Origin of the sequence: Sphingobacterium sp. UDSM-2020 (assembly GCF_016132525.1) — a bacterium.
GTDB classification, from domain to species: Bacteria; Bacteroidota; Bacteroidia; order Sphingobacteriales; family Sphingobacteriaceae; genus Sphingobacterium; species Sphingobacterium anhuiense.
Window position 1 is genome coordinate 1,320,528 of record NZ_CP066166.1, and the last position, 23,832, is coordinate 1,344,359.

The 23,832-nt window shown below is 37.5% G+C and carries 18 protein-coding genes; 8 read left to right on the plus strand and 10 right to left on the minus strand.

Going from position 1 to position 23,832, the window contains the following annotated elements; translation table 11 throughout:
* Positions 1–13: 13 nt before the first annotated feature.
* The 3 genes from JAZ75_RS05765 to JAZ75_RS05775 form a co-directional block, all read right to left on the minus strand.
* Positions 14–1,051: an LLM class flavin-dependent oxidoreductase gene (locus tag JAZ75_RS05765; protein ID WP_208700533.1), complete on the minus strand. Its 1,038-nt coding sequence runs from the start codon at positions 1,049–1,051 to the stop codon at positions 14–16.
* Positions 1,052–1,350: 299 nt separating this feature from the next.
* The gene (locus JAZ75_RS05770; protein WP_207898642.1) at positions 1,351–1,977 is read right to left on the minus strand and encodes an AcvB/VirJ family lysyl-phosphatidylglycerol hydrolase; all 627 of its coding nucleotides are present in this window, start codon (positions 1,975–1,977) and stop codon (positions 1,351–1,353) included.
* 64 nt (positions 1,978–2,041) lie between these two features.
* Positions 2,042–4,636 (minus strand): phosphatidylglycerol lysyltransferase domain-containing protein, encoded by a 2,595-nt coding sequence (locus tag JAZ75_RS05775; protein ID WP_208700535.1) that lies wholly within the window; start codon positions 4,634–4,636, stop codon positions 2,042–2,044.
* Between the two features lie 282 nt (positions 4,637–4,918).
* Here JAZ75_RS05775 and JAZ75_RS05780 point away from each other — a divergent pair, with 282 nt between their 5' ends.
* Complete coding sequence (locus JAZ75_RS05780) at positions 4,919–6,157, plus strand: glycosyltransferase (RefSeq protein ID WP_208700537.1); 1,239 nt, start codon at positions 4,919–4,921, stop codon at positions 6,155–6,157.
* Positions 6,158–6,159: 2 nt separating this feature from the next.
* Here JAZ75_RS05780 and JAZ75_RS05785 read toward each other — a convergent pair whose 3' ends face one another.
* A complete protein-coding gene (locus JAZ75_RS05785) occupies positions 6,160–7,272 on the minus strand; it encodes an MBL fold metallo-hydrolase (RefSeq protein WP_208700539.1) in 1,113 nt (370 codons plus the stop codon).
* Positions 7,273–7,609: 337 nt separating this feature from the next.
* Here JAZ75_RS05785 and JAZ75_RS05790 point away from each other — a divergent pair, with 337 nt between their 5' ends.
* The 6 genes from JAZ75_RS05790 (at position 7,610) to JAZ75_RS05815 (ending at position 17,480) form a co-directional block, all read left to right on the plus strand.
* Entirely contained in the window at positions 7,610–8,005 is a 396-nt protein-coding gene (locus JAZ75_RS05790) for a hypothetical protein (RefSeq protein WP_208700541.1), read from the plus strand.
* 165 nt (positions 8,006–8,170) lie between these two features.
* Positions 8,171–9,259, plus strand: coding sequence for an efflux RND transporter periplasmic adaptor subunit (locus JAZ75_RS05795; protein ID WP_208700543.1), 1,089 nt, complete (start codon positions 8,171–8,173; stop codon positions 9,257–9,259).
* A 21-nt stretch (positions 9,260–9,280) separates the two neighbouring features.
* On the plus strand, positions 9,281–12,448 hold the full coding sequence (locus JAZ75_RS05800; RefSeq protein ID WP_208700545.1) for an efflux RND transporter permease subunit: 3,168 nt from the start codon (positions 9,281–9,283) through the stop codon (positions 12,446–12,448).
* Positions 12,441–13,886: a TolC family protein gene (locus JAZ75_RS05805; protein WP_208700547.1), complete on the plus strand. Its 1,446-nt coding sequence runs from the start codon at positions 12,441–12,443 to the stop codon at positions 13,884–13,886. Before JAZ75_RS05800 ends, JAZ75_RS05805 begins: the two co-directional genes overlap by 8 nt.
* Positions 13,887–14,127: 241 nt before the next feature.
* The gene (locus JAZ75_RS05810; protein ID WP_208700549.1) at positions 14,128–15,852 is read left to right on the plus strand and encodes an amidohydrolase; all 1,725 of its coding nucleotides are present in this window, start codon (positions 14,128–14,130) and stop codon (positions 15,850–15,852) included.
* Between the two features lie 266 nt (positions 15,853–16,118).
* On the plus strand, positions 16,119–17,480 hold the full coding sequence (locus JAZ75_RS05815) for a Gfo/Idh/MocA family protein (RefSeq protein WP_208700551.1): 1,362 nt from the start codon (positions 16,119–16,121) through the stop codon (positions 17,478–17,480).
* Between the two features lie 14 nt (positions 17,481–17,494).
* Here the strand turns inward: JAZ75_RS05815 and JAZ75_RS05820 are convergent, their stop codons facing one another.
* The 3 genes from JAZ75_RS05820 to JAZ75_RS05830 all read right to left on the minus strand — a co-directional run bounded on the left by JAZ75_RS05820 (position 17,495) and on the right by JAZ75_RS05830 (position 20,145).
* The gene (locus JAZ75_RS05820) at positions 17,495–17,908 is read right to left on the minus strand and encodes a hypothetical protein (protein ID WP_208700553.1); all 414 of its coding nucleotides are present in this window, start codon (positions 17,906–17,908) and stop codon (positions 17,495–17,497) included.
* Positions 17,909–18,101: 193 nt separating this feature from the next.
* Positions 18,102–18,635: a hypothetical protein gene (locus JAZ75_RS05825; RefSeq protein ID WP_208700554.1), complete on the minus strand. Its 534-nt coding sequence runs from the start codon at positions 18,633–18,635 to the stop codon at positions 18,102–18,104.
* A gap of 16 nt (positions 18,636–18,651) precedes the next feature.
* Complete coding sequence (locus JAZ75_RS05830; RefSeq protein ID WP_208700556.1) at positions 18,652–20,145, minus strand: hypothetical protein; 1,494 nt, start codon at positions 20,143–20,145, stop codon at positions 18,652–18,654.
* Between the two features lie 2 nt (positions 20,146–20,147).
* Between JAZ75_RS05830 and JAZ75_RS05835 the strand changes: the two genes are divergently transcribed.
* The gene (locus JAZ75_RS05835; protein WP_208700557.1) at positions 20,148–21,269 is read left to right on the plus strand and encodes a clostripain-related cysteine peptidase; all 1,122 of its coding nucleotides are present in this window, start codon (positions 20,148–20,150) and stop codon (positions 21,267–21,269) included.
* A 97-nt stretch (positions 21,270–21,366) separates the two neighbouring features.
* Here JAZ75_RS05835 and JAZ75_RS05840 read toward each other — a convergent pair whose 3' ends face one another.
* The 3 genes from JAZ75_RS05840 to JAZ75_RS05850 all read right to left on the minus strand — a co-directional run bounded on the left by JAZ75_RS05840 (position 21,367) and on the right by JAZ75_RS05850 (position 23,535).
* Positions 21,367–21,996 (minus strand): hypothetical protein, encoded by a 630-nt coding sequence (locus tag JAZ75_RS05840; RefSeq protein ID WP_208700560.1) that lies wholly within the window; start codon positions 21,994–21,996, stop codon positions 21,367–21,369.
* Positions 21,997–22,156: 160 nt separating this feature from the next.
* Positions 22,157–22,465, minus strand: a complete 309-nt coding sequence (locus tag JAZ75_RS05845) for a hypothetical protein (RefSeq protein ID WP_208700561.1) — start codon at positions 22,463–22,465, stop codon at positions 22,157–22,159.
* A gap of 35 nt (positions 22,466–22,500) precedes the next feature.
* The gene (locus JAZ75_RS05850; RefSeq protein ID WP_208700563.1) at positions 22,501–23,535 is read right to left on the minus strand and encodes a hypothetical protein; all 1,035 of its coding nucleotides are present in this window, start codon (positions 23,533–23,535) and stop codon (positions 22,501–22,503) included.
* Positions 23,536–23,832 lie beyond the last annotated feature (297 nt).

Below are 23,832 nucleotides of genomic sequence, written 5' to 3' on the forward strand. Positions count from 1 at the left end.
AACCAAGGTCTTATTATCCCTTATTAAGGGCAGCTCTAACCTGAGGAGCGATCTTTGTTCCAAAAACCTCAATTGCTTTCATCATATCAATATGATTTGGTGCACCAACATCCATATGTGCAGAAAAGCGCGTCAAACCTAAAGATTCCTGTATTTTTAAGATTTTATCTACAGCATAGTCCGCATCTCCAATAATTAAATGACCATGTGATGAACGTCCAAAGTCATATTGAGTCCGTTGGTATGGTGGCCATCCACGATCGCCGCCTATGCGGTTCATTTGTGCTGCATAAATAGGATAGTAAGCATCTGCAACTTGTTGTGAATGATCCCCAAAAAGAGCATGCATATGTACACCTACCTGAAAATTAGCCATATCATGACCGTTATCGGCATAAGCTTGTTGGTACATTTCTACCAGTGGCTTAAAAGCTTCGTACGTTCCTCCAATAATAGCAAACATAACGGGTAAACCTAATTTCCCAGCGCGAATAACAGATGAAGTTGTACCTCCTACCGCAACCCAAATTGGTAATTTAGGTTGAACAGGTCTTGGAAAGATCTGTTGATTTACTAATGTAGGACGAAATTTACCTGTCCAATTAATCGTATCCTGATTATTTAGTTTGACCAATAGGTCCAATTTTTCTTCAAATAATGCTCCATAATCATTTAAATTATAACCAAACAAAGGGAATGATTCAATAAATGATCCTCTTCCTGCCATAATCTCCGCACGTCCATTTGATAAAACATCAACTGTCGCGAAGTCTTGAAAAAGTTTAACAGGATCTGCAGAACTTAACACGGAAACTGCACTCCCTAATTTTATATTTTTAGTAACAGAAGCGGCTGCCGCTAATATAATTTCTGGAGCTGAAACAGCATAGTCCGGACGGTGATGCTCACCCATTCCAAAAAAATCCAGCCCTACTTCATCCATCAATTTTATTTGTTCAATAATCTGATGTAACTTTTCCTGTGAAGATTGTATTTGCCCTGTTTTGGGATCAATATGCAAATCGCCAAACATTCCTATTCCTAATTCCATATTATTCTTTTTTTAAGATTAAACAAACTTATCGATTTTCTATCTCTTAAAAATTGATCTACAACAAGAAAAAACTAGAAAATACTTTTTTGAAAACATGATGACAGTACAGCCATCAAACTAAAAGAAAATGAGCGTACATGTTCAACAATCAACTACAAATAAATCCAGAAGCTAACTGAATAATACTACCATGCCTTTAAAGAAGATCGCAGAACAATCTTTGTGGATCCATCTAAGCGACAACACTTAAAAAAATGAATAAGCATAGCCATTGTATAAGTCATTTTTTAGACAGATTACTTTAATGCAAAATGCTTTACTGTTGCTTTTACGACATCTGCCACATGACCATCAAAATGATGATTCCCCTTCATATAAATAGTTTCTAAATTTTTTAACCGAATATTCTTAATCGGGAAACTCACTCCATCTTCACCAAGCAAAATAGCCGTTCTAACATTGACCATTTTATTGATCTCGGCAACAACATCCATACTTCTTTTAACCTCGCTCCTCCCAAACAGGTCTGAAACATGAATCTCCAAATCAGTAGAAGTTGATGGTTCCAGAAGTGCCACAGCCTGCAATCGCTCCTTCCATTCTGCGGTTAATTTATTAACCAAAAAAGGAATAACATCCGCACCAAAGGAATATCCGACAAAATAAACGAGGTGATTCTTTTTACCTACCAATAATTTTTCAAGAGTGCTGCTTAGTTCCTTCGCAATCTGATCTGCGGATTTCTTATCCCAAAAAAAGCTCTTCGAGTTTACAGCACCTACTGTATATCCCTGTTTCCCCAAGAGCTCGCAGTAACTTGTTGAAAAACTATTAAGACCACCATCACCACTTAGATAAAGGACAATAGGGCTATTTGCATTACTGTTCCAAATCTTAAGCGGGATATCTTTCTGCTGTCCCATTACTGTTAATTTTAACAAAAACAAGAGGATAAATAACCCTAATTTATTGCGTACCATCTGTATCCTATTCATTATCTGGCTTCATTATTTTAGACAAAGCTTGAGGCAACTGTAATAGGTCAAAATCATTGCCAAAAATTAAATACTTATTTTCCCAGATCGTCGCATACTTTTCTTTAAAATCTCTCAAACTCTGATAGTGTTTAAAAGAGCCCACTTTGTCGGCTGCAAATTTCATAATCTGCTCTGCAGGGTTATCTGGAGATTCAATACCGCTCATCGGTACCATTCCCAGATTGATATATTTAGCACCTTTTTTCCGGGCATAATCAACCAGATTTATAATTAGAGCATCCATACATCCTCCGGGAGCATGCTCCACTTTACGGATAAGATCATACGTACACTCCCCTTCAGTAAAATCTGGTATAATATTCAAAAAGGCGACAATCTTATTTTGATCATCTTTTACCGCTATAACATCTTGTTCAGCAATTGTTGCTGCCTCAAACTGTCCTTGCGAAAAGATCATTTCTTTCTTATCGAACACCGTAAGCCATTCATCAGAAACAGCCTTCAGTTCAGCTACAATCGCATCCGAATGCGGGGCGGTTAGCAAAACAGTCGCATACCCTTTTTTTTCTAAGCTATTTAAAGAGTTTCGAAGCGATTTTCTATTCTTACCTTCTAAAGAAAATGATGCAACATCCATCAAGGCCTCCTGCCCTATAATGATCTTCCGTTTTCGAAGCTCCAGAAAATAAGGCAAGCTGTTTTCATCAACGCGGTAATACACGGACTTTAACCCCAAAGAGGTACAATAAAGTTCGAACTCTGCAATTACTTCATCTTTATCGTCAAATGCACATACAGGTTCATCTAAAACAATCGCGAAAGCCTGACTGATACGGTAAGAGACAAAACCATCTGTCCGCTCAGAAAAATACAATTGTTTATCTGGAGCAATTTTGAAATAATCCATCGGCGACCCTCCATACAATTTGAGTAAACGCTTCGCCTTATCCAGCACGTTCTGCTCATGATCTTCTTCATGAATAATCCTAGGACACAAGAAAGTATAGATCAACAACATCCATGAAAATAGACCCAGAAAGTGTGTAATATTCAAAAACTCCTGACCAAAAGTTGTTAACGGGTTGAGTTCGTCATTAAATAACAAAAAACTCTGCATGGTATGATATATAGACTGCTGCCAGGTAAAATCAACGCCAAAATGCTTTTTGTCAATCACATAAAAACAGACAAACCCAAACAAACACACCCCTGTCAAGGCAATGAAAAAGGTCGCAAATCCGATACGCATCCAATTTTTATTGGTCTTAATCCGGTACTGCTTTTGGTTCGTAACCAGTAAAACAATAATAAACAAGGACACCAATGCTTCTTCATAATCTAGTGCCTTACCAATATGTCCCAGTAAGGATAGAAAAGAAAATATGAGAGCAATCCAAAAAGCCGATCTGTAGCCCTTAATCAGATAAGCGGCACTGACCATCAACCCAAGTCCTAAAACCAATACCATCAACTTAGATGCATGCATCGCTTCGATAGGAAGGTAATATTTTTCAAGCCGCATCCGCTCCACCAATGGCGGGGTTGCTACCGAGATGAGGTTGATGATCCCTAAAAAGAAAATGGCAATGGCGGGTAAAATTCGTGCAATGATCTGCCTTCCACGCCAGATAAAAGAAAAAACTCCAAAAATTAAGGGCAACCAAAATTCAAATGACCGATAGATAATTGTCAGCCCTAAGCCTTCTTCTTTACTATAACCATAAGAAGTAAAGATATATAACATCGTAAATTCTACAGCGCCTAAGCCTCTCAAAAAGGGAGAGACCATCATCAGGACGACTGTAATGGTATAGGCCACAGCTGCAGCTTCAAACGAAACATGTGTCTGCAGCGCATACATGCTAATAAATGCATGGGCAATACCACAGAACTCAATAGCGACAGAAACCAGAATGGTCATCCATAGATATCCTTTGTGAATATGTGCCGAAAACAGCTCATGAATATTACCGATCAGCTTCGGAAATTTAATCTCCAGCCATCTATACAATCCATTTTTTACTCTAATCGACCAGAAAAACAGAAAGGATAAACCGAGTAACAAACCAAGTACCACCAAAGATATCCAGGCATTATCAAAGTTTTTATGATCAAAAACAGTATACAGAATAATAGGGACGCCAATAATAAAAACAGTCAATAACCCGACATACCCATATATGGCGCCTGATTGATGAATTTTGGTCGAGTTAAGTTGTTTCTTTCGTAACTGCGAAGTGGTATAGGCCAATGAACTGACCCCTCCGGCCGGAAGGAATACACTCAGTAGATTCCTTTTTAAAAAGAGTTCAACCGCATCCCATAGATTCAGTTTCAATCCGATAGATCGGAAACTAAAAATATACATCACTCCTTGTAACAAAATATATAATAAAGTGATTCCAAACCCAACTATTAACCAATTAAAATCTGCTGAAGCCAGCTGGGGACCTATGGAGGCTATTTCTTTACGTTCGCTTCTAAAAAAAACAAAGGCCAACAATACAATAAAAATAGCCAATAGCTCCTTCCAGTACGTTTTTGGAGACAGCTTTTGGATACCACTTAGCAATGATTTCTTCATATGAGTATGCTATTTTACCTATGATAAATATAACGAGTATTTACTCTCTTTAAATAAATAAATTGTGACCATTGTTTTAAACGTAGATAAATTTATCTCCATATCACAACAGATAGCCTGATAACGGCAAGAATCAAATTGTAGAAAAAAATGTATTCAACACCATGCTTTTATTATCCTTTTGAGCTAAGTTTCTTTTTGTAAATAATATTACAAGATGAAAAACAAGCAATTGAAAATATAATGAATAGAGTATTGTGCTTTTTGCGTAAATTTCCATCGATGGAAAAACAAGAAATTCTTTTTATAGGTTTAGTCTGGCCGGAACCAAGTTCTTCTGCGGCTGGATTTCGTATGGTACAGCTACTAAAAAGTTTTCAAAAAAATGATAACACCATCACCTTTGCAAGTGCCGCATCTAAATCTCCATATAGTGCCGATCTAGTCGCTATGGGTATTAATGAAGTGGAGATCAAACTCAATGATGCTAGCTTCAATGATTTCGTTCGAGATCTTAAACCTCATATTGTTGTTTTTGATCGCTTTATGACCGAGGAGCAATACAGCTGGCGAGTAGCACAAGAGTGTCCAGATGCTGTCAGAATACTCGATACCGAAGATTTACACTTCTTAAGACACGCCCGCCAGTCCAATGCTAAAAATGGCGAACAGTTTGATCAAACCTTATTGTATTCCGATATTGCGAAACGGGAAGTTGCCGCAATCTTACGCTCGGATATCTCGCTCATTATCTCCGAACTTGAGATGCAATTATTGACGAATCAGTTTGCGATCAATCCATCCATCCTCTATTACCTACCCTTTTTGGAAGAAGAAATTGATGAAGCATGTATAGCGAGCTGGAAGACTTATGAAAACCGTGCTGACTTTATGTTTATCGGCAACTTTATACATGAGCCGAATTGGAACACCGTCCAGTATTTAAAAACCGAAATTTGGCCCTTGCTCAGGAAGCAGCTTCCTAAAGTAAGTCTGAATATCTACGGTGCCTATCCAAGTCAAAAGGTACTTCAACTTAACAACCCTAAGGAACGATTCTTTGTTCATGGAAGAGCAGACCATGCTCAAGATACCATGTCCAGACACCGTGTCCTATTAGCTCCTATTCAATTTGGTGCCGGTGTTAAAGGTAAATTTATAGATGCTATGCAAACAGGAACCCCCTCCGTTACAACAACTATTGGAGCTGAAGCAATGTCGGGAGACCTGCCATGGAACGGGTTTATCGCAAATGAACCGCAACTATTTGTTGAAAAAGCAATCGAACTATATAACAATAAAACAATCTGGTTAGAAGCACAGCAAAGCGGTATCACCATCATTAATCAGCGCTATTCACGCACGAGGTTTGAAGACGATTTTCTAATGACCATCCGTTTCATCAAAGCACAGCTTCAGGCCCATCGACAACAGAATTTTATGGGACAGCTGCTGCTCCACCATTCTTTATTAAGCACGAAATACTTATCCTTGTGGATCGCTGAAAAGAATAAGAAATAAGCTTATTTAAGCCCTTCCCACCATTTATCATATCGTTTATCTAGCTGTTGCAAATAAACAATCTCCCCCATTTTGGGTGTTAACACAGGAATATCTGCTTCTTCCGCATACTTACTGACTAGAGAAAGCGGTTCCTTCCAGTCGTGCAGTGCCAATGCAAACTTGCCAGAATGTACTGGTAGAAAATGTTTAGCCTGAAGATCAACAACCTCCTTTAAAAGTTCGTCGGGCATGGAATGGATATAACGCCATGTTTCATTATACTGACCGTTTTCCAGGATCGCTAAATCAAAAGGGCCATATTTATCGCCGATAGTCTTAAAATGTTTCCCATAGCCGCTGTCTCCACCTAAAAACAGCTTATACTTTTCTGTTTGTAAAACAAATGATGCCCAAAGTGTTGTATTACGCTTAAACTTTCTTCCTGAAAAATGACGTGCAGGTGTCGCTACTATTTTAAACTCCTTTTCAAAAGATGTCTCATCATACCAGTCCAATTCCGTAACCTTATTTTCAGCAAATCCCCATCGCTCGAAATGGGCGCCAACGCCAAGACCACAGATCACATTTTTAATTTTTGAACGTAACTGTATCATGGTTTTATAGTCCAGATGATCATAATGATCATGGCTAATTAACAAAAGATCAATCGGCGGAAAATCATCAGCCTGATAAACATAAGATAGATTGAAAGGCTTATTGCTCCCTGGAACAGGAGAAGCATTATCCGAAAAGACGGGATCTACAACAATGATCTTACCGTCAATCTTCAGGAGATAAGAAGAGTGTCCAAACCAGATAAGCAAATCAGCATCGGGTAAATTTTTAAGATCCTGCTTCATAACCGGAAGTGGCATCTTAGGGCTTCGAATAGCACGATCTTTAAATAAAAAAGCATACATCGCTCCGATAAAGCTCTCGCCCTCTTTCAATGATGGAGTATGTTCCAAATTTTGAAATTGCGAATCCCTAAAATTCGGAGACTTCATAACACGTTCCAGACGTGTTCCGGTGATTTTTCCTCCAAAAAGAGGCCTCATTAAATAAACATTACCCATTACAATTAATATAATTACACTAGCAAGAACTATCTTTAAACGTTTACCGATCTTCATTTCAACCAAACTTAGATAAATTTGTATTATTTACTGTTATTATTAAATGACACGATACAAATTCATTTACTGGAAACTTCCTTATTTGAAGTCATGATCGTGATCCACTTATAAATCCAGCTACCACGATCTAGAATGATGATAAAGCGGAAATATAGAATCTGAAATTCAATCTTTGACTTGATATCATGAATAAAATCCCACAGCATATTAAACGGATAACCCTACATTATACTTTATCTCGAAATCATAAGATTATTTTTTTACAAAAAGCTGACAGTTAAAAAGTGTTAATATGGTGTAACATGTCGTTCTTGATACTACTTTTACTGCAAATATGAGAGCGCTGTATTTACTGGTCCTGATCTTCAATTTATTCCTATTACAGGGAGATGGAATTGTTTTGACCAACAGTCATTTTCATAGTGGCACAGGCTCTGTTTCTTCCTTCCTAGGTAAGTCTCCTGAAACAAAAATAAAAAGTTCACATATCCATTCTATCTTCAGTAAAGCGTTAAATGAACGCACATATGAAATGACAGAAGATGATGTCGAAGATGAACTTGTTTTTGAATCGCATACGATTACTGTTTTCAAAAACATTGCTTTGCTCAGTTATGCACTGGCACTAATTTTTGTTCTTAAAAATTTAAAGAACCTCCTATCGGTTTTTAAGACACAGCATTTTACTTCTACAAACAAATACATTTTACAGCGCGTCCTTCGCCTGTGATATCTCCCACTCTTCAGCATTAAAAAAATAGCTTAAATAGGCATGATAGCATGGTATATTTTCCAATCGCTATCTGTACTGTTGTTTAGCATTGTGTTCTGAAGAGCCTCTTCCGTCCTGGAATATTACCCAATTTATTACAATATATTAATAACTATTTCATCCATGAAAAGAATTAGCACAGGCATGCTTATAGGTCTGTATGCCTTATTGGTCCTAACAAGCTGTTCCCAAAAAAAAGAAGAAAAGATTGAGAACGTCCAGTATCAAGTAACCAATCCAATATTAATTGATACCACCCTCTCTAAAAACTATGTCTCACAGATTCAATCTATCCGTAATATCGAGATCCGAGGTCTCGAAAAAGGATACTTACAACAGATTTATGTCGATGAAGGCCAGACAGTAAAAGCGGGTCAGCTTTTATTTAAAATAATGCCTAAATTCTACGAAGCTGAGTATCTCAAAACGCAGGCACAAGTTAAAGCGGAAGAAATAGAACTTGAAAATACGAAAGCATTAGCAGATAAGAACATCGTTTCTAAAAATGAATTGGTGCTGGCACAAGCGAAAGTTGATCAGGCCAAAGCAGAAATGTCATTGGCAAAACTTCATGTAACGGCAACCGAGATTCGGGCTCCTTTCGCAGGAACTATCAACCGGATTCCCTTGAAACTTGGTAGTTTGGTCGATGAAGGTGAACTTCTTACCAGTTTATCCGACAACAGTCAGGTGTATGCTTATTTTAATGTATCGGAATCTGAATACCTCGACTACCAGACGAATACGGAAAATAGAGCCAACAATGAAGTGAATTTACTTCTTGCAAACAATCAGTTACTGAAATACAAAGGAAAAGTAGAAACCATAGAGAGTGAATTTAATAATGAAACAGGAAGTATTGCTTTTAGGGCACGCTTTCCTAATCCAGATAAACTTCTTAGAAACGGTGAGACAGGGCGCGTACAAATGCTTGTACCGCTGAAACATGCCTTGATAATCCCACAAAAAGCTACTTACGAGATTCAGGATAAAACCTATGTCTTTGTCATTGACAAAAATGGAGTTGTTAAATCTAGAAACATCACCATTAGCAATGACCTTCCTGATCTGTATGTTATCTCTTCGGGACTAGCGCCCACAGATAAAATATTGATTGATGGCGTTCAGAAGGTTAAAGATGACGATAAGATAAAATTCGAATTTGTATCGCCACAGGAGGTTATGTCCCATTTGCAAATACACGCTCAATAATTCACCTCTAAAAAATTAACGATGTTTAATAAATTCATTCATAGACCAGTTCTGTCCATCGTCATTTCCTTGATTATTGTGTTTCTTGGAATATTGTCGATGCTCAAACTGCCCATCACGCAATTTCCGTCCATCTCTCCACCTAAAGTAAACATAACGGCGGAGTATCCCGGAGCAAATGGCGAGCTGATGGTAAAATCGGTATTGATCCCCCTAGAGCGTGCGATCAATGGTGTACCCGGCATGAAATACATTACCTCAGATGCAGGTAATGACGGAGAGGCTTCTATTCAGGTTATTTTCAACCTGGGAACAGATCCCAATCTCGCTGCGGTCAATGTACAAAATAGGGTTTCCTCTGTTATCAATAAATTACCGCCTTTAGTCGTTCGAGAAGGTGTAAAAATAACCCGTGAAGAGTCTAACATGCTCGTCTACGTCAATTTATTCAGTAAGGACCCCAAAGCCGATCAAAACTTCCTCTTCAACTACGGTGATATCAATATCCTATCCGAGCTGAAACGGATTGATGGTGTTGGAGTTGCCGACATTCTAGGTAACAGAGAATATGCCATGCGTATCTGGTTAAAACCAGATCGCATGCTCGCTTACAAAATATCTGCTGATGAAGTATTAAAAGCACTTGATGAACAAAGTTTAGAAGCTTCTCCTGGTAAAACGGGCGAAAGCTCTGGAAAGAGATCACAAGCTTTTGAATATGTACTCAAATATCCAGGTCGATTCAATACCAAAGAGGGTTATGAAAACATCATTCTGAAATCAAATCCTAGCGGTGAAGTACTGCGTGTAAAAGATGTTGCTGATGTCGAATTTGGAAGCTCGATGTATGATATCTATTCTACGCTAAATGGTAGACCTTCCGCAGCTATTGTTATTAAACAGTCTTATGGAAGTAATGCGAATGATGTTATTAAAAACATAAAAAGCAAATTAGCAGAAATTAAAGAAACGAGCTTTCCAAAAGGCATGGATTACGAGATCAGTTATGATGTTTCCAAATTTCTTGATGCATCAATTGAAAAGGTCATCCATACCCTTCTTGAGGCCTTCGTCCTCGTTGGTATTGTGGTATTTCTCTTTTTAGGAGATTGGAGGTCTACCCTTATTCCTGCCATGGCAGTTCCAGTTTCTTTGATCGGCACATTTGCGTTTATGTCCATGTTTGGAATTACCCTCAATCTCATTACCCTATTTGCACTGGTCATGGCTATTGGGGTTGTGGTCGATGATGCCATTGTTGTCATTGAGGCTGTACACGCCAAGATGGAGGAAAAAAATCTGTCACCTCTCAAAGCGACGGAAGAAGCGATGCATGAGATAAGCGGGGCTATCGTAGCGATCACACTTGTTATGGCGGCAGTATTTATTCCAGTAGCATTCATGTCAGGACCTGTTGGTATCTTTTACAAGCAGTTCTCCATTACCATGGCCACAGCCATTATTTTATCTGGTGTGGTTGCGCTAACACTTACACCTGCGCTTTGCGCCATGATCCTAAAAAATGAACATGGACATCCAAAGAAAAAAACGCCATTAAATAGGTTCTTGACAAGCTTCAATAATCTTTTCACAAAAGGAGCTAATCGTTACCAAGATCTACTTCGTAAGATCGTTAATAAAAGATTGGTCACATTCGTACTCTTGGCAGCATTTTGTTCTGCGATCTTCTTTTTAAACAATAGCCTACCTTCTGGCTTCATTCCAAATGAAGATCAAGGCATGTTTTATGCCATTATTCAAACTCCTCCGGGGTCTACTCTAGAACGTACCAATCAAATTGCCGAAAAACTTCAGGCAATAGGTATGGGGATTGAAGGTGTAAAATCGATTTCTTCTCTGGCGGGTTATGAAATTCTAACTGAAGGTACCGGAGCTAATACTGGAACCTGTCTGATCAACTTAAAGAGTTGGGAAGACCGTAAAAACTCTGTTCAGGACGTGATGCACGAACTCGAAGAAAAGTCAAAAGATATTACCGGAGCTACGATTGAATTTTTTGGACCTCCGGCAGTACCCGGATACGGTGCCGCAGGTGGATTTGAATTGCGCCTTTTGGATAAAGCAGGTTCTGGTGACTTCAAAAAAATGGAAACCGTAAGTAAAGATCTTGTAAAAGAATTGAGTAAACGCCCCGCTCTGGCATCTGTCTTTACCTTTTACAGCGCTAGTTTCCCTCAGTTTATGTTGCATATCGACAACGAAAAAGCCGAACAAAAAGGAGTTACGATCGACAATGCGATGAGTACACTGTCCACATTGGTAGGAAGTAATTACGAAACCAGTTTTATCAAATATGATCGGCAGTATAAGGTCATGGTACAGGCATTGCCGCAATATCGCGCACAGCCGGATGATATCCTGAAACTGTATGTGAAAAATAATCGGGATGAGATGGTTCCATATGCGGCATTTATGACATTGGAAAAAGTATATGGTCTTTCCGAAATTACAAGACACAACATGTACAACTCTTCAGAGATCAGCGGTTCTGCGGCCCCTGGATATAGCAGTGGTGAGGCGATTAAGGCTGTTACTGAAGTAGCCAAAGCATCCCTTCCAAGAGGATACGGTATCGAATGGGCAGGGATTTCAAAAGATGAAGTTTCCCGCGGAAACGAAGCGGTCTATATCTTTCTGATCTGTCTTACTTTCGTTTACATGATCTTAGCAGCGCAGTACGAAAGCTTTGTCTTGCCACTTGCAGTTGTACTTTCTTTACCTGCCGGTATTTTTGGCGCATACTTCTTACTGAAAGTATTAGGTCTTGAAAACAACATTTATGCGCAGGTAGCCATGGTTATGCTCATTGGTTTGCTCGGTAAGAATGCGGTACTGATCATTGAATTTGCGGTACAAAAGCACAATGCCGGCAGTTCGGTTCTTGCTGCGGCAATCGAGGGAGCTGGGGTGCGATTCCGTCCGATCTTGATGACATCCTTTGCATTTATTGCGGGTCTTATTCCGCTGGTATTTGCTACAGGACCTGGAGCTATTGGAAATAAAACCATAGGAAGTGCTGCCGCCGGCGGTATGCTCATAGGAACCGTATTTGGTCTACTCATCATACCTGGACTATACTATATTTTCGGAAAAATTGCGTCGAAAAGTAAATTAACGTCTTACGAAGACGAGAATCCATTATCAGAAGAAATCGATCACAATGTATAATATTAAGATAAGAAAGTGGATCGGAATAGCCGTTATGTGCTTTATAGTCGCAAGCTGTAAAGTACCCGCTATTCCAATTGTAAAAGAGAACAAGGTACTTCCTGTAGCGTTTAATGACTCGACAGCTTCATCTCAAGACAGTTCAAACATGATTGTTACGCCATGGCGTGACTTCTTTTCAGATCATTACCTGAGCAGTCTGATTGATACAGCTTTGAAAAACAATCAGGAGCTTATGATCACTTTGCAAGAGATAGAAATTTCGAAGAGCGAAGTTCGGTTTAAACAGGGACAATTACTTCCTACTGTTGAAGCGAGAATCGGAAGCGGTGTCGAAAAAGTTGGACGCTATACAAGTCAGGGTGCAGGGGATGCGAGTACTGATATCGCACCCGGAAAGAAATTCCCTGATCCGCTCATGAATTATGAAGCTGCTCTTACCGGAAACTGGGAAATAGACATCTGGGGTAAATTGCATGATCAAAAAAAGGCCGCCATAGCCCGCTACCTCTCCACGATGGAAGGGAAAAACTTTGTTTTGACAAATTTAGTTGCTGAAGTGGCCAACAGCTACTACGAGTTACTTGCTTTAGATAACCAACTCGACGTCGTACAAGAAACTATCAAGCTCCAAAAAAGTGCATTAGAGGTTATCCAAGCACAAAAAGAGGCCGCAAGATCAACCGAACTTGCGGTTCAGAAATTCAAAGCTGAAATGCTCAATTCGCAAAGCTTAGCGTACGAGATCAAGCAGGATATTCAGGAAACTGAAAATAGGGTTAATCTTTTATTGGGACGATTTGCGCAAAAGATCCCACGGGATAAGAACAGCTTTCTAACGATGATATCACCTGCAGTTCATAGTGGTATTCCTTCCCAGTTATTAGCCAATAGAGCAGATATCAGAAAAGCAGAATTGGATCTAGCGGCTGCAAAATTGGATGTTAAAGTTGCCCGTGCAGAATTCTATCCATCGTTTAACATTTCTGCAACATTAGGTTTAGAGGCCTTTAAACCCTCCTATTTTGTAAAAATGCCGGAGTCTATGTTATACTCGCTTGCTGGAGAACTTGCCATGCCTTTGATCAATAAAAATGGTATTAAAGCTGAATTTAGCAAGGCTAGTGCACTGCAGCTACAAGCGATGTATAACTATCAGCAGACGATATTAAGTGCTTATGCCGAGGTTTCGAACCATCTTTCCAAGATCAGCAATCTGCAAAAAAGCTATGATCTTAAATCACAGCAGGTAGACGCTTTAACAAAATCAAACGATATCTCTAATGATTTGTTTAAGTCTGCCCGAGTTGATTATTTCGAAGTACTGATGACCCAGAGAGATGCATTAGAAGCAAAGTTAGAGCTGATTAAAACAAAAAAAGATCAGTTGAATACTGTCGCAAATACCTACCGTGACCTTGGCGGGGGGTGGAAATAAGAAGAATACTTAAGGTAAAAAAGCAGACATTAAGGGGCTTACAGTTAATCTGTAGGCCCTTTTGCTTTATAGTTTTTTATCATGAAATTAAGAGCCACTTCTCTTCTCCAACTACGACGCTGTTTTATTGTGCTTCAGCCATAATTTTTAAAACTTTAAAAGCAAAAAACAGTTTATAGTAGAAACTATTGATTAAATTCAATAAAGGTTTAGAAAAAGTTAATTTACTAATACTAACGCTATGTGGAAGAAATACAATATAAACATCATCTTTTTTGCTTTGATCTTTACAGGTTGTAAAAGCACTAAGAATGATGCGGACATCCTCTATTACGGAGGTCCCATCTTAACGATGGAAGACGGTAATCCTCAAGTGGAAGCACTTGCTATTAAGGATGGGAAAATTCTTTTTGCAGGTACGAAGAAAGAAGCCATGAATTATGCTGGTTCTAAAACCGCTGAAGTAGACTTAGAAAACAAAACGTTAATGCCCGGATTTATTGATGCACATAGTCATGTTACTTCGCGAGCAGGCATGTCTCAGGCTGTTGACCTTTCTCCAACTCCTTACGGTACTGTAAACAGTATTGCAGAACTGCAGACCACACTTAAAGATTATATCAAAAAACATCAGCTGGATCCAACTACTCCAGTGATGGGGAATGGATATGACGACGCGATTATTAGTGAGCATAGACATCCGACACGTGCTGAACTGGATGCTGTAAGTACAACAAATCCCATAATCGTGATTCACACTTCAGGGCATGCCAGCGTTATCAATACGGCTATGTTCAAGTTACTACAGATTCCTGAAGATGCTAAAGATCCGCAGGGAGGACATTACGGACGCGATCCAAAAACCCATCGTCTAAATGGGAAATTGGAAGAAAATGCCAGTTTCACGGCACTAATAAAGTTAACTTCAATGCTACCAAAACCGACCGAAACAGATGGTTTATCACAGTCCCTTAAAGATTTTTTAGCGGCACAGGATGAATGGTTTAGTTATGGACAAACCACGATATGTGATGGTCGAACTATGGGTGTAGGACTTACCTTACTTCGAGAAGCAGCGGCCAAGAAGCTAATAAAGGCAGATATCGTTTATTTTCCTGATTTTGAAGCCAACAAAAAGGAGTGGGAATCATTTTTACCACATTACATGAAATATGAAAATAACCTCAAATTTGGAGGTTTCAAATTTTCGGATGACGGCTCTCCACAAGGTAAAACAGCTTGGTTGACACAACCCTACTTAGTTCCTCCTGAAGGACAAAACAAAGATTATAAAGGCTTCCCAATTTTTACGGATGAAGTTCTTTATGAAGATTTAAAAACGATTTTCTCAAAAAACATCACCGCTCAGCTACATGTGAACGGCGATGCCGCTATTGATCAGGCACTGCGTGTAATAGGAAAATTAAAAGAAGAAGGTATTTATAAACCGGAAATCCGTGCCACGCTCATTCATGTGCAAAATAGCAGACCTGACCATATTGCCAAAATTAAAGAAGTGGGTGTCATACCTTCATACTTCTCTGGGCATGTTTATTTATGGGGTGATTGGCATTATAGCAGTGTCTTCGGGCCTGAAAGAGCTGCTTTTATAAGTCCTGCAAACGCTGCAAAAAATGCTGGGATCACATTTACCATCCACCACGATGCTCCTGTCACGCCACCGGATCTGATAACAGGTGTGTATTCTGCTGTCAATAGAATAACACGATCGGGTATGGTACTGGGTGCAGATCAACGTATTCCGGTTATCGATGCGCTAAAAGCGATCACCATCAATGCCGCTTATCAATACCATGAAGAGGATATAAAGGGTTCATTAAAAGAAGGAAAACTTGCAGATCTTGTGATATTAAATAAAGATCCATTAACCATTGATCCGAAAGAATTACGCTCTGTTCAGGTCTTAGAAACAATCAAGGAAGGTAAGACGGTTTATAAAAGATAAACATTCAGTAAGGATCTGTATAAAAAAGATAAAGAGAATATGTAAGGTAAAAAATCTCTTTAGCTTTTATCTTACATAACCTAAAACTCCAATGTTTTATCTCCATACTCATTTTAAAAATGACGTTAAATATCCAACGCGAACTATAATCGTAAACGGAACCCGCAACTATAAAACCTACCAGTAAATTTATTGCGAAATAATAATAAAATAAACATTTTGATCAGTTCTCTGTTTTCTCTAAATAAAACATAAACCAACAAATTATGCCTGATTTCAACCTGAACCGTAGAAAATTTATTCAAGGTGCTACTGCTGTTTTAACTTTATCTGCTCTTCAAGCAAAAGGGGTTTCCTCTACAAGTACACTTAAAAATATGCGGGTCGGATTGATTGGAGCCGGTTGGTACGGGAAAAGCGATCTATTTAGACTCATGCAGGTACGAGATATTGATGTTGTAGCAGTCTGTGATGTGGACAGCAAACATCTGGCAGAAGCTGGAAAATTGATCAGTGAACGCCAAATATCCAGAAAAGTACCAAAACTTTACAGTGATTACAGAGCAATGCTCGACGCACATAAACTGGATCTGGTACTCATCGGAACTCCCGATCACTGGCATGCGCAACAAGCTATCGACACCATAAGTTCTGGTGCACATCTTTATCTCCAAAAACCCATTAGTATTGATGTTCTTGAAGGCGAAGCGATACTGAGCACAGCAAGAAAACACAATAAAAAAGTACAGGTAGGTACACAGAGAAGAAGTACAGCCCACCTTATAGATGCTAAAAACAGAATCATAGATCAAGGACTGCTTGGTAAAATATCACATGTCGAGATGTGCTGTTATTATCATATGCGTAAAAATGGAAATCCTCCAGTAGAACCTGTCCCTGACTTTCTGGATTATGAAATGTGGACAGGCCCGGCTCCATTGCGTCCTTATGATGGTTTACCACATGGTGGCTGGTGGCGCACTTTCATGGAGTATGGTAATGGCATTACCGGCGATATGGGTATGCATATGTTCGACACTGTTCGTTGGCTTTTAGGACTTAAATGGCCAGAAAAGATTACTTCAACAGGCGGTATATTTGTGCAAAAAGGCGGAAAATCCAATATTGCGGATACACAGACTGCTATATTTGAATATCCTGACTTAAATTGCGTTTGGCAGATGCGGTCCTGGGGAACTCCTGCAGATCCAGAATACCCTTGGGCATTTGTTATCTATGGAGAAAAAGGTACTTTAAAAGGCAGTGTCATGAAATATGAGTTTATTCCGGTTGGTAAAGGAGAGCGTATTGCGATGGATGTGATTTATGAGAAAGAAAAATTTCCAGCAGATCTCAATGAACCCAGAATCGAACTGCACACCGCTCCTGCTACCCGCCAACATATGCTGAATCTTTTATCTGCGATTGAAAATGACCATCTCCCTATTGCTGATATTGAAGAAGGACATATCTCAACGGCAAGTTGTATTCTGGCCAATCTATCCATGTTATTGAACAGACCATTGGTCTACGACCCTATTAAAAAAATATGCATTGATGATCCTGAAGCAACCAAATTATTAAGAAGACCTTATCGGGCACCTTGGAAACATCCGTTTTTGGGATAATTAGAGAAATCTAATCACTGGAGGTCTATAGATTTTTTGATCTGTTTGTTAGATTCTATTAAAATTGAATCTACGTTCGTATAATTGTTTTCTTTGAAAAATTTGTTATTATTTATCAAATCTTTTTGAATTAATTCGTAATATTCAACAGGAATTCCTTTAGCTACAAACTCTTTTTCACTTAAGTTGAAAACCATTTTGTTGTCTTTTACAGCAAGATTTTCATAAAGCACAATCGAAAGCTTTTTTAGCAAAGCATTTTGTTCTGGAGTTCTTAAACTATCAGGCGTCTGTTGAGCATAATGGTAATCAGGTCTAAAATATGGCTCTTTCTCTTTAGTGATTTCTTTACTTTTTACTGTATTATTACTATTCCGACAAGAAAATAATATGAATACCATAATAGGAACAATAATAAATCTCTTCATCTTAACAAGATAGCAATTTTATATAGCATTGATCATTAACTCCTCCAAATCACTAGCAATAGTTTCAAAGGTAATTAAGTATCTGATAAATAAGATTATAAGAAAAACAGGCGAAAAAAATATCCTTGCCTTCTATATTGGTTTTAAAAATATAGAAAGCAAGGATTACTAAGGTAATCGGTTCCTGATTAACTTAAAAGATGTAGGATACCCCTGTTCTGATATATAGCGATGGGTTGTGTCCGGTAAAGTCTTTCATTGCCAGAGATGGTCCTGCAAGAAAATTCACCTGAAAACCGCTTTCTTTGATCTGCTGACGGATTCCCCAAAATACAGCACCCCCAAAAAGAAAGTTTTCGTTACTCGACTGCTCCAAATTATTAAGAGGAAAAAGGTCAGAAAAAGCAGTCGCTCCGATAAAGGAAGCACTATTGCCCTTTATATTTTTACCTTTTTCGTTTCTACGGTCAATATTATAGTAAAATTTATAATCTACCGATATTCCAGCTCTAAATTGCAAGGCAAAGTCATCTACATAATAAGTAGAAGATATTCCTACTGCCCCCTCTATTGTTGATTTATTAGCAATGGGCATTTCTTTTGAATAGTTTATTCCTGTCGTAAACACATTTAGATTTACCCTGTCCAAAGACTGTACAAGTTTACTCTGAGCATTAGTTACTATAAAAGTGAACAACGATACAACTGTCAATATATAAATCTTCATAAATATTAATTTTTCGCTATTTTTTATTTTTAACAAGTACTCCTGTTTTCCATTGACCATTTAATTTCCCAGCGCCAAAAATGGCACCTGATATTATCTTTGGATTTTTTGATGGTGCACCACCAACACTTGTATTATTACCATTTGATTTGATACTAACAATTGCAGTCTGAACCTCTTTCAATTCAATAATTGCTCCTCGGGATGTTTTTCTCTTTTCTAGAAGTGGAACAGTAACTAAGCTATTATTTTGCGGTATAACAAAGCTAAAATTATTTTTACTAACCATCGGATCTATTTTAGTTTTCATATAATTAGTAATTTTGCTCACTAATTGGTTTTTCTGCTGATTCAGAATATTAGAATAAAAAGATTCTGGACTTTCAAGCAGATTTTCTATTTGACCTCTTAAGTTGAAAGGGAGATCAGGTAATCTTAAAACATCAGTAAGTCTGTACAGATCAAAGTAATCATCATCCAGACTAACATTGCCAATAGTTTTTAAATATGGATTTACCCCATTATCAATAGGATCTGGAGCTTTCCCTTGATTAAGGAACGCATCATTTAAGTGAGGAAGATCAAAATCTAATACGAGATTAACAAAACCAGCCCTTAGATCATCGTAATTTTGTAATGTTCTCCAACCAAACCATAAGCTCTTTTTATGGTCGATCCTTACTACTGTTTTCATGTACGAGAAAATAACGAAATTCTTTGATTTTATCTGTACCACTAATCGATCTTTTTTACCAAAATTATTTAAGACTTCACCATTTTTATCTGTGAATTCTTTTGTAATAGCATTTGAAAAACTTACCCCATCAAATACATCTGGAATATTATAATTATTTGCACTTGATCTAAACATTGGAGTTGCCCCTCCCGACAACATACTATTTTTATCAGCATCTAACTCGTTTTCTTCCGTATCTTCTATACCATCTTTAAAAAAAACTCCTTCAGCCAGACGATAGATATTCAACTTTTCATTTACTAACACTGCTTTGCTCAAATCCGGTTTATTGACATAAAGGATCTCAGGGACTGCTGCATCATCTTCCTGTTGTAATTTATTACGAAGTGTAATGTCTTTTTCGATAAAATGAGCTACTTTTTGAAAATCTTCATTTTTAGCATAAAAAGTACCAACGTTAGTGATTTTATATGTGATGTCGGCAACTGTTACCTCTCCATTTTCATTGAATATTGATGCTCCTGCAGCATCTTCAACCAACGTCATTACTGGAGTATTAAAATCAGCATCATCGCTACTTCTAAATTTAATAGAATCTCTTTTAAAAGTGTCAAAATAATTATTAAGTTCAACTGCAGAAGAAAATATCTTTCTTTTCTCATTTAGCGTCAACTCTTCTTGCTTTTCCCCAGACAAGAATTTTTCCTTCCCACAAGACCCCAGGGTAATAGCCAAAGCCAATAACGCAAACTTTATCTTCATAATATCTTTATTTAATTGTAAGTTTGCGCAAAGTAAACTATATTCTTTCATATATGCAAAAATTAATCTTATTTATAATTTTATTCCTCTGTATAACTTCTTGTGATAAATCAGAAGATGCACAACCGCAAATAGAAAAAGTAGTGATTACCTACATGGCTGGGAATAACAGTTTACGACAAGATATTGAAAATGCAATCATTCGGATGGAAGAAGGGTATACAAAAAAGGAGAATCAGAAGCTACTTGTTTATGTCAAAACAGATCGACATAAGTCGCATTTAATAGATATAAATAGTAAAGGGGATGGTAAAAGTGATACCTTAAAAACTTATTATGATATGAATTCGTCTTCTCCAAATACTTTAAAAAACGTTATCAATGAAGTAAAAAAATTACACAAAGCAAAAACATATTCACTCGTAATGTCTTCTCATGGCACATCTTGGTTTCCCGAAAATGATATAAAATTTAGGTCATTCGGACAGGATGAAGGAAAAGAACTTTCAATAAAAGATCTACGAATTGCTCTATCAGATATTAAATTAGATTTTATATTATTCGATGCATGCTACATGTCAAGTATAGAAGTACTTTATGAATTGAAAAATAGCGCAAAATATATAATTGCCTCACCATCAGAAGTTATTTCTTTCGGATTTCCTTATGAAAAGGTAGCAAATCTATTCTTTGAAAATGAAGAAGGGCTTATTAAGATCTGTAAAGAATATATATCCTTTTATGATAAACAGCATGGTAGGTTTCAATCCGCAAATGTTGCAATGATCAAAACCGAAGCTCTTAACCAAGTCATTGATGATCTTAAAAGAATTTTAATAAAAAATTCTAATAAAGATCTAAGAATAGATAACGTTCAGCAGTTAGTCTTTGACGATAATGTCGACTACGAGGCCTATGATCTATTAAGCTTTATAAAAACTAATTTTAATGCAGATGAAGTAAAGTCATTCAAAAAAAAACTAGATGAAAGTCTCTCCTATATAGGCAATACACCCTCATTTAATGGTAAAACTGTCAATGATTTTTGCGGTATAAGTATTTACTATCCACAAAAGAACAGAACCAATCTGTTATACAATTCATATTATACTACTTATTCTTTTTACAGAGACAGTGGTATAAAAATATTATATGGGAAATTAATAGGTTTGTAAGGAATAGTATCCTAATATGACTCACCTCGACCTTAGAAAGGATTCAATGAATTAACTAAAAAAAAATCGATTAAAATGTAATTAGCTGTACTAGAACTTAATTTGCTATATTTTTATTCATTGCTTTTATTAACTTTTCTTTCATTAAAAGTTCATACTCATATGAAGACTGTATGTCGACAGTATACATTAACAGATCATCATACAGGTTTTTATACTTTTCTTTTGAATAAGCTATTTTAAATGTTTCAATGGTCGCCGGAGGAACAAGTTTTACCAGCTCATTCCCAAGAACTGCACCTGCCATCATAGCGCTCCCCACTAATAATCTATCGCCTAATGGAGTTTCCTGCTCATCAATCACTATCTGATTACCATATATATTCTTTCCAGTATTATTTACTGTGTTTGTATACTTTGGATCAGCGATTACGTCAACAGCCGATTGTGCAATATGCCGAAAAACGGGAACATTTTTCTTTTTATCAAATTTAATTTTTAAGGACTTAAGGGACTCTGGCTTAATTGCATTGATCCCTTTATCAGTCATTATCTCAACCTGATCGGGTGTAGCTTTTTGCAAAATACCTTTGATAATTCCATCAGATGTCTTAGCTATAACTTTATAAACTGAAATCTCCCGCTCTCCAACTAGCTTAGCATTTTGTGCTCTTACTGACATTACGGAGAAAAAAAATAGACTTATAAGTACTAAATATTTTTTCATTCGATAAATATAAGCTTATTTAATATGATGGCAATATTTATTTGGTCACTGTATAATCCTATAATACCCTTTAAAATTAAATCCCTGATAACAATCAAATATAAGTTTGGCAACTTACGCTATTTTTTGCCAAACTTATAACACAATCCCGCTCACAAAACTATTCCATTAAATAATTCCAACTTCCATGAATATCTTTTATCTCCCAAGATTCAACTTTAGTTTTATAATTATTAAAATGAGTTGTATCCCATTTGGTGATGTGATATCCCCTGCAGAGCTTGCAATAGTAAGCTCTCTTGCAAGCATATTTTCCCATCCGATGTTTGATACGCTTTCCGTCCGTCTTGTTTCTAATCCGTGATTTGAATTTAAATTGGAGCATTGCCCCCTGTGCTTCGATCATTGATGGAAATCCAACTTTTCCAGTTGCACGGCATTTCCATCTTCTCCCCTTTAATGTTTCCATAATCCGTTATTTTAAAACGTTTATATTTCAGTAAATTATTCCTTTTCAATAGGCACCTGAAGCATGACCCAGCCCTTGATACGTCTAGCAATTTTTGCTGATACCTCAAAATCGACCTTCCCTTCGAAAGGAACTTTCAGTACAATCCGAAGCCTTCCCCCTTTTAAGAGATTGCAAGATTGAATCATATCGGCAGCTACTGCATGATAGCGGCCTATCTTCTGTACAAATCCATTTGTGTCACGTACCACTTCATTTAAGCTCCGTTGCTCACAGGCAATACGCTCACCCATATCCGTCTTTAGGTAAAGCTGTACGATCGGCGTATTATTATTGTTTTCAAATGCAAATAGACCTAGTTCGGAATACATAATTTTTTGAGTGAGAAATCTGTTGTTGAGTAAAAATTCCTCCTGCTCTGGATCGATTGATTTTACACGAGAAAGATCTATTTCTTCCGTTAGATCCGTTTCCTTTTCAGCCCCCTCTGCCACAGTAATTTCTTCGGCCTCATTTTCAATCGATGACATGCTTTGTAACTGTTCATTTAGATTTGAAATCTTTAGATCCCGATGCAGTACCATCCGCTCTAATTCAAGAATAGAGCACCTCCTTTTATGATCGAGAGCAACAAAAAAACAGCTGGTATACAAGATATTCAAGAACAGGACACCGCCAAAAATCACCAATAGCGGAAGCCAGAGCCACTCATCCTTCGGTATAGCCACAGGTCTAATCACCCCAAATAAAAATAGTGTAGGCAGTAAACAGCAAGTGAAAAGTTGGGTAGCAAAACGTTTTTGTGGATTCAGTAACCAGTTCTGCTTTCTATCAAGTACGATGATCAATGCCCGGATATAAAAGAAAGCTAGGAATACGATCAATACATAAAACAGATAGCTGACAACGACCGAGGTGTTTTCAAGCCAGGCAGCAGCAGCCCCAAGGTAACCCAGATACCAGCATACACCGCCAAAGGCAAAAGAAGCAATACATAACCAAATAAAATCTGGATAATGCACGTATACTTCCGTACCCTTGGGATACATGATCAATTGGCTACTTTTCATAATTAATAGTTTTAATAGCACACTGCCCCATAGCTGCTAAATTATTAAACAGCTATGATATCAGTGTATTATGAAATTTCTTGTTAGTAAGAATTTTTCGTTATCTAAATTTAGCCAATATTTCGATAAGCAGTATACTTAATTAGGAAAACGTAGCAAACCTATTCATCAGAAAGTGGCAATAAGTATCTTAAATCAAAAAAATAACTCCCTTCGTTGTTGTAATTCCGGTTCTTATTGGGAAAAGAAGACTCTTAATGTAAAAAATATGCTCCTATTGAAATATATATAACATTT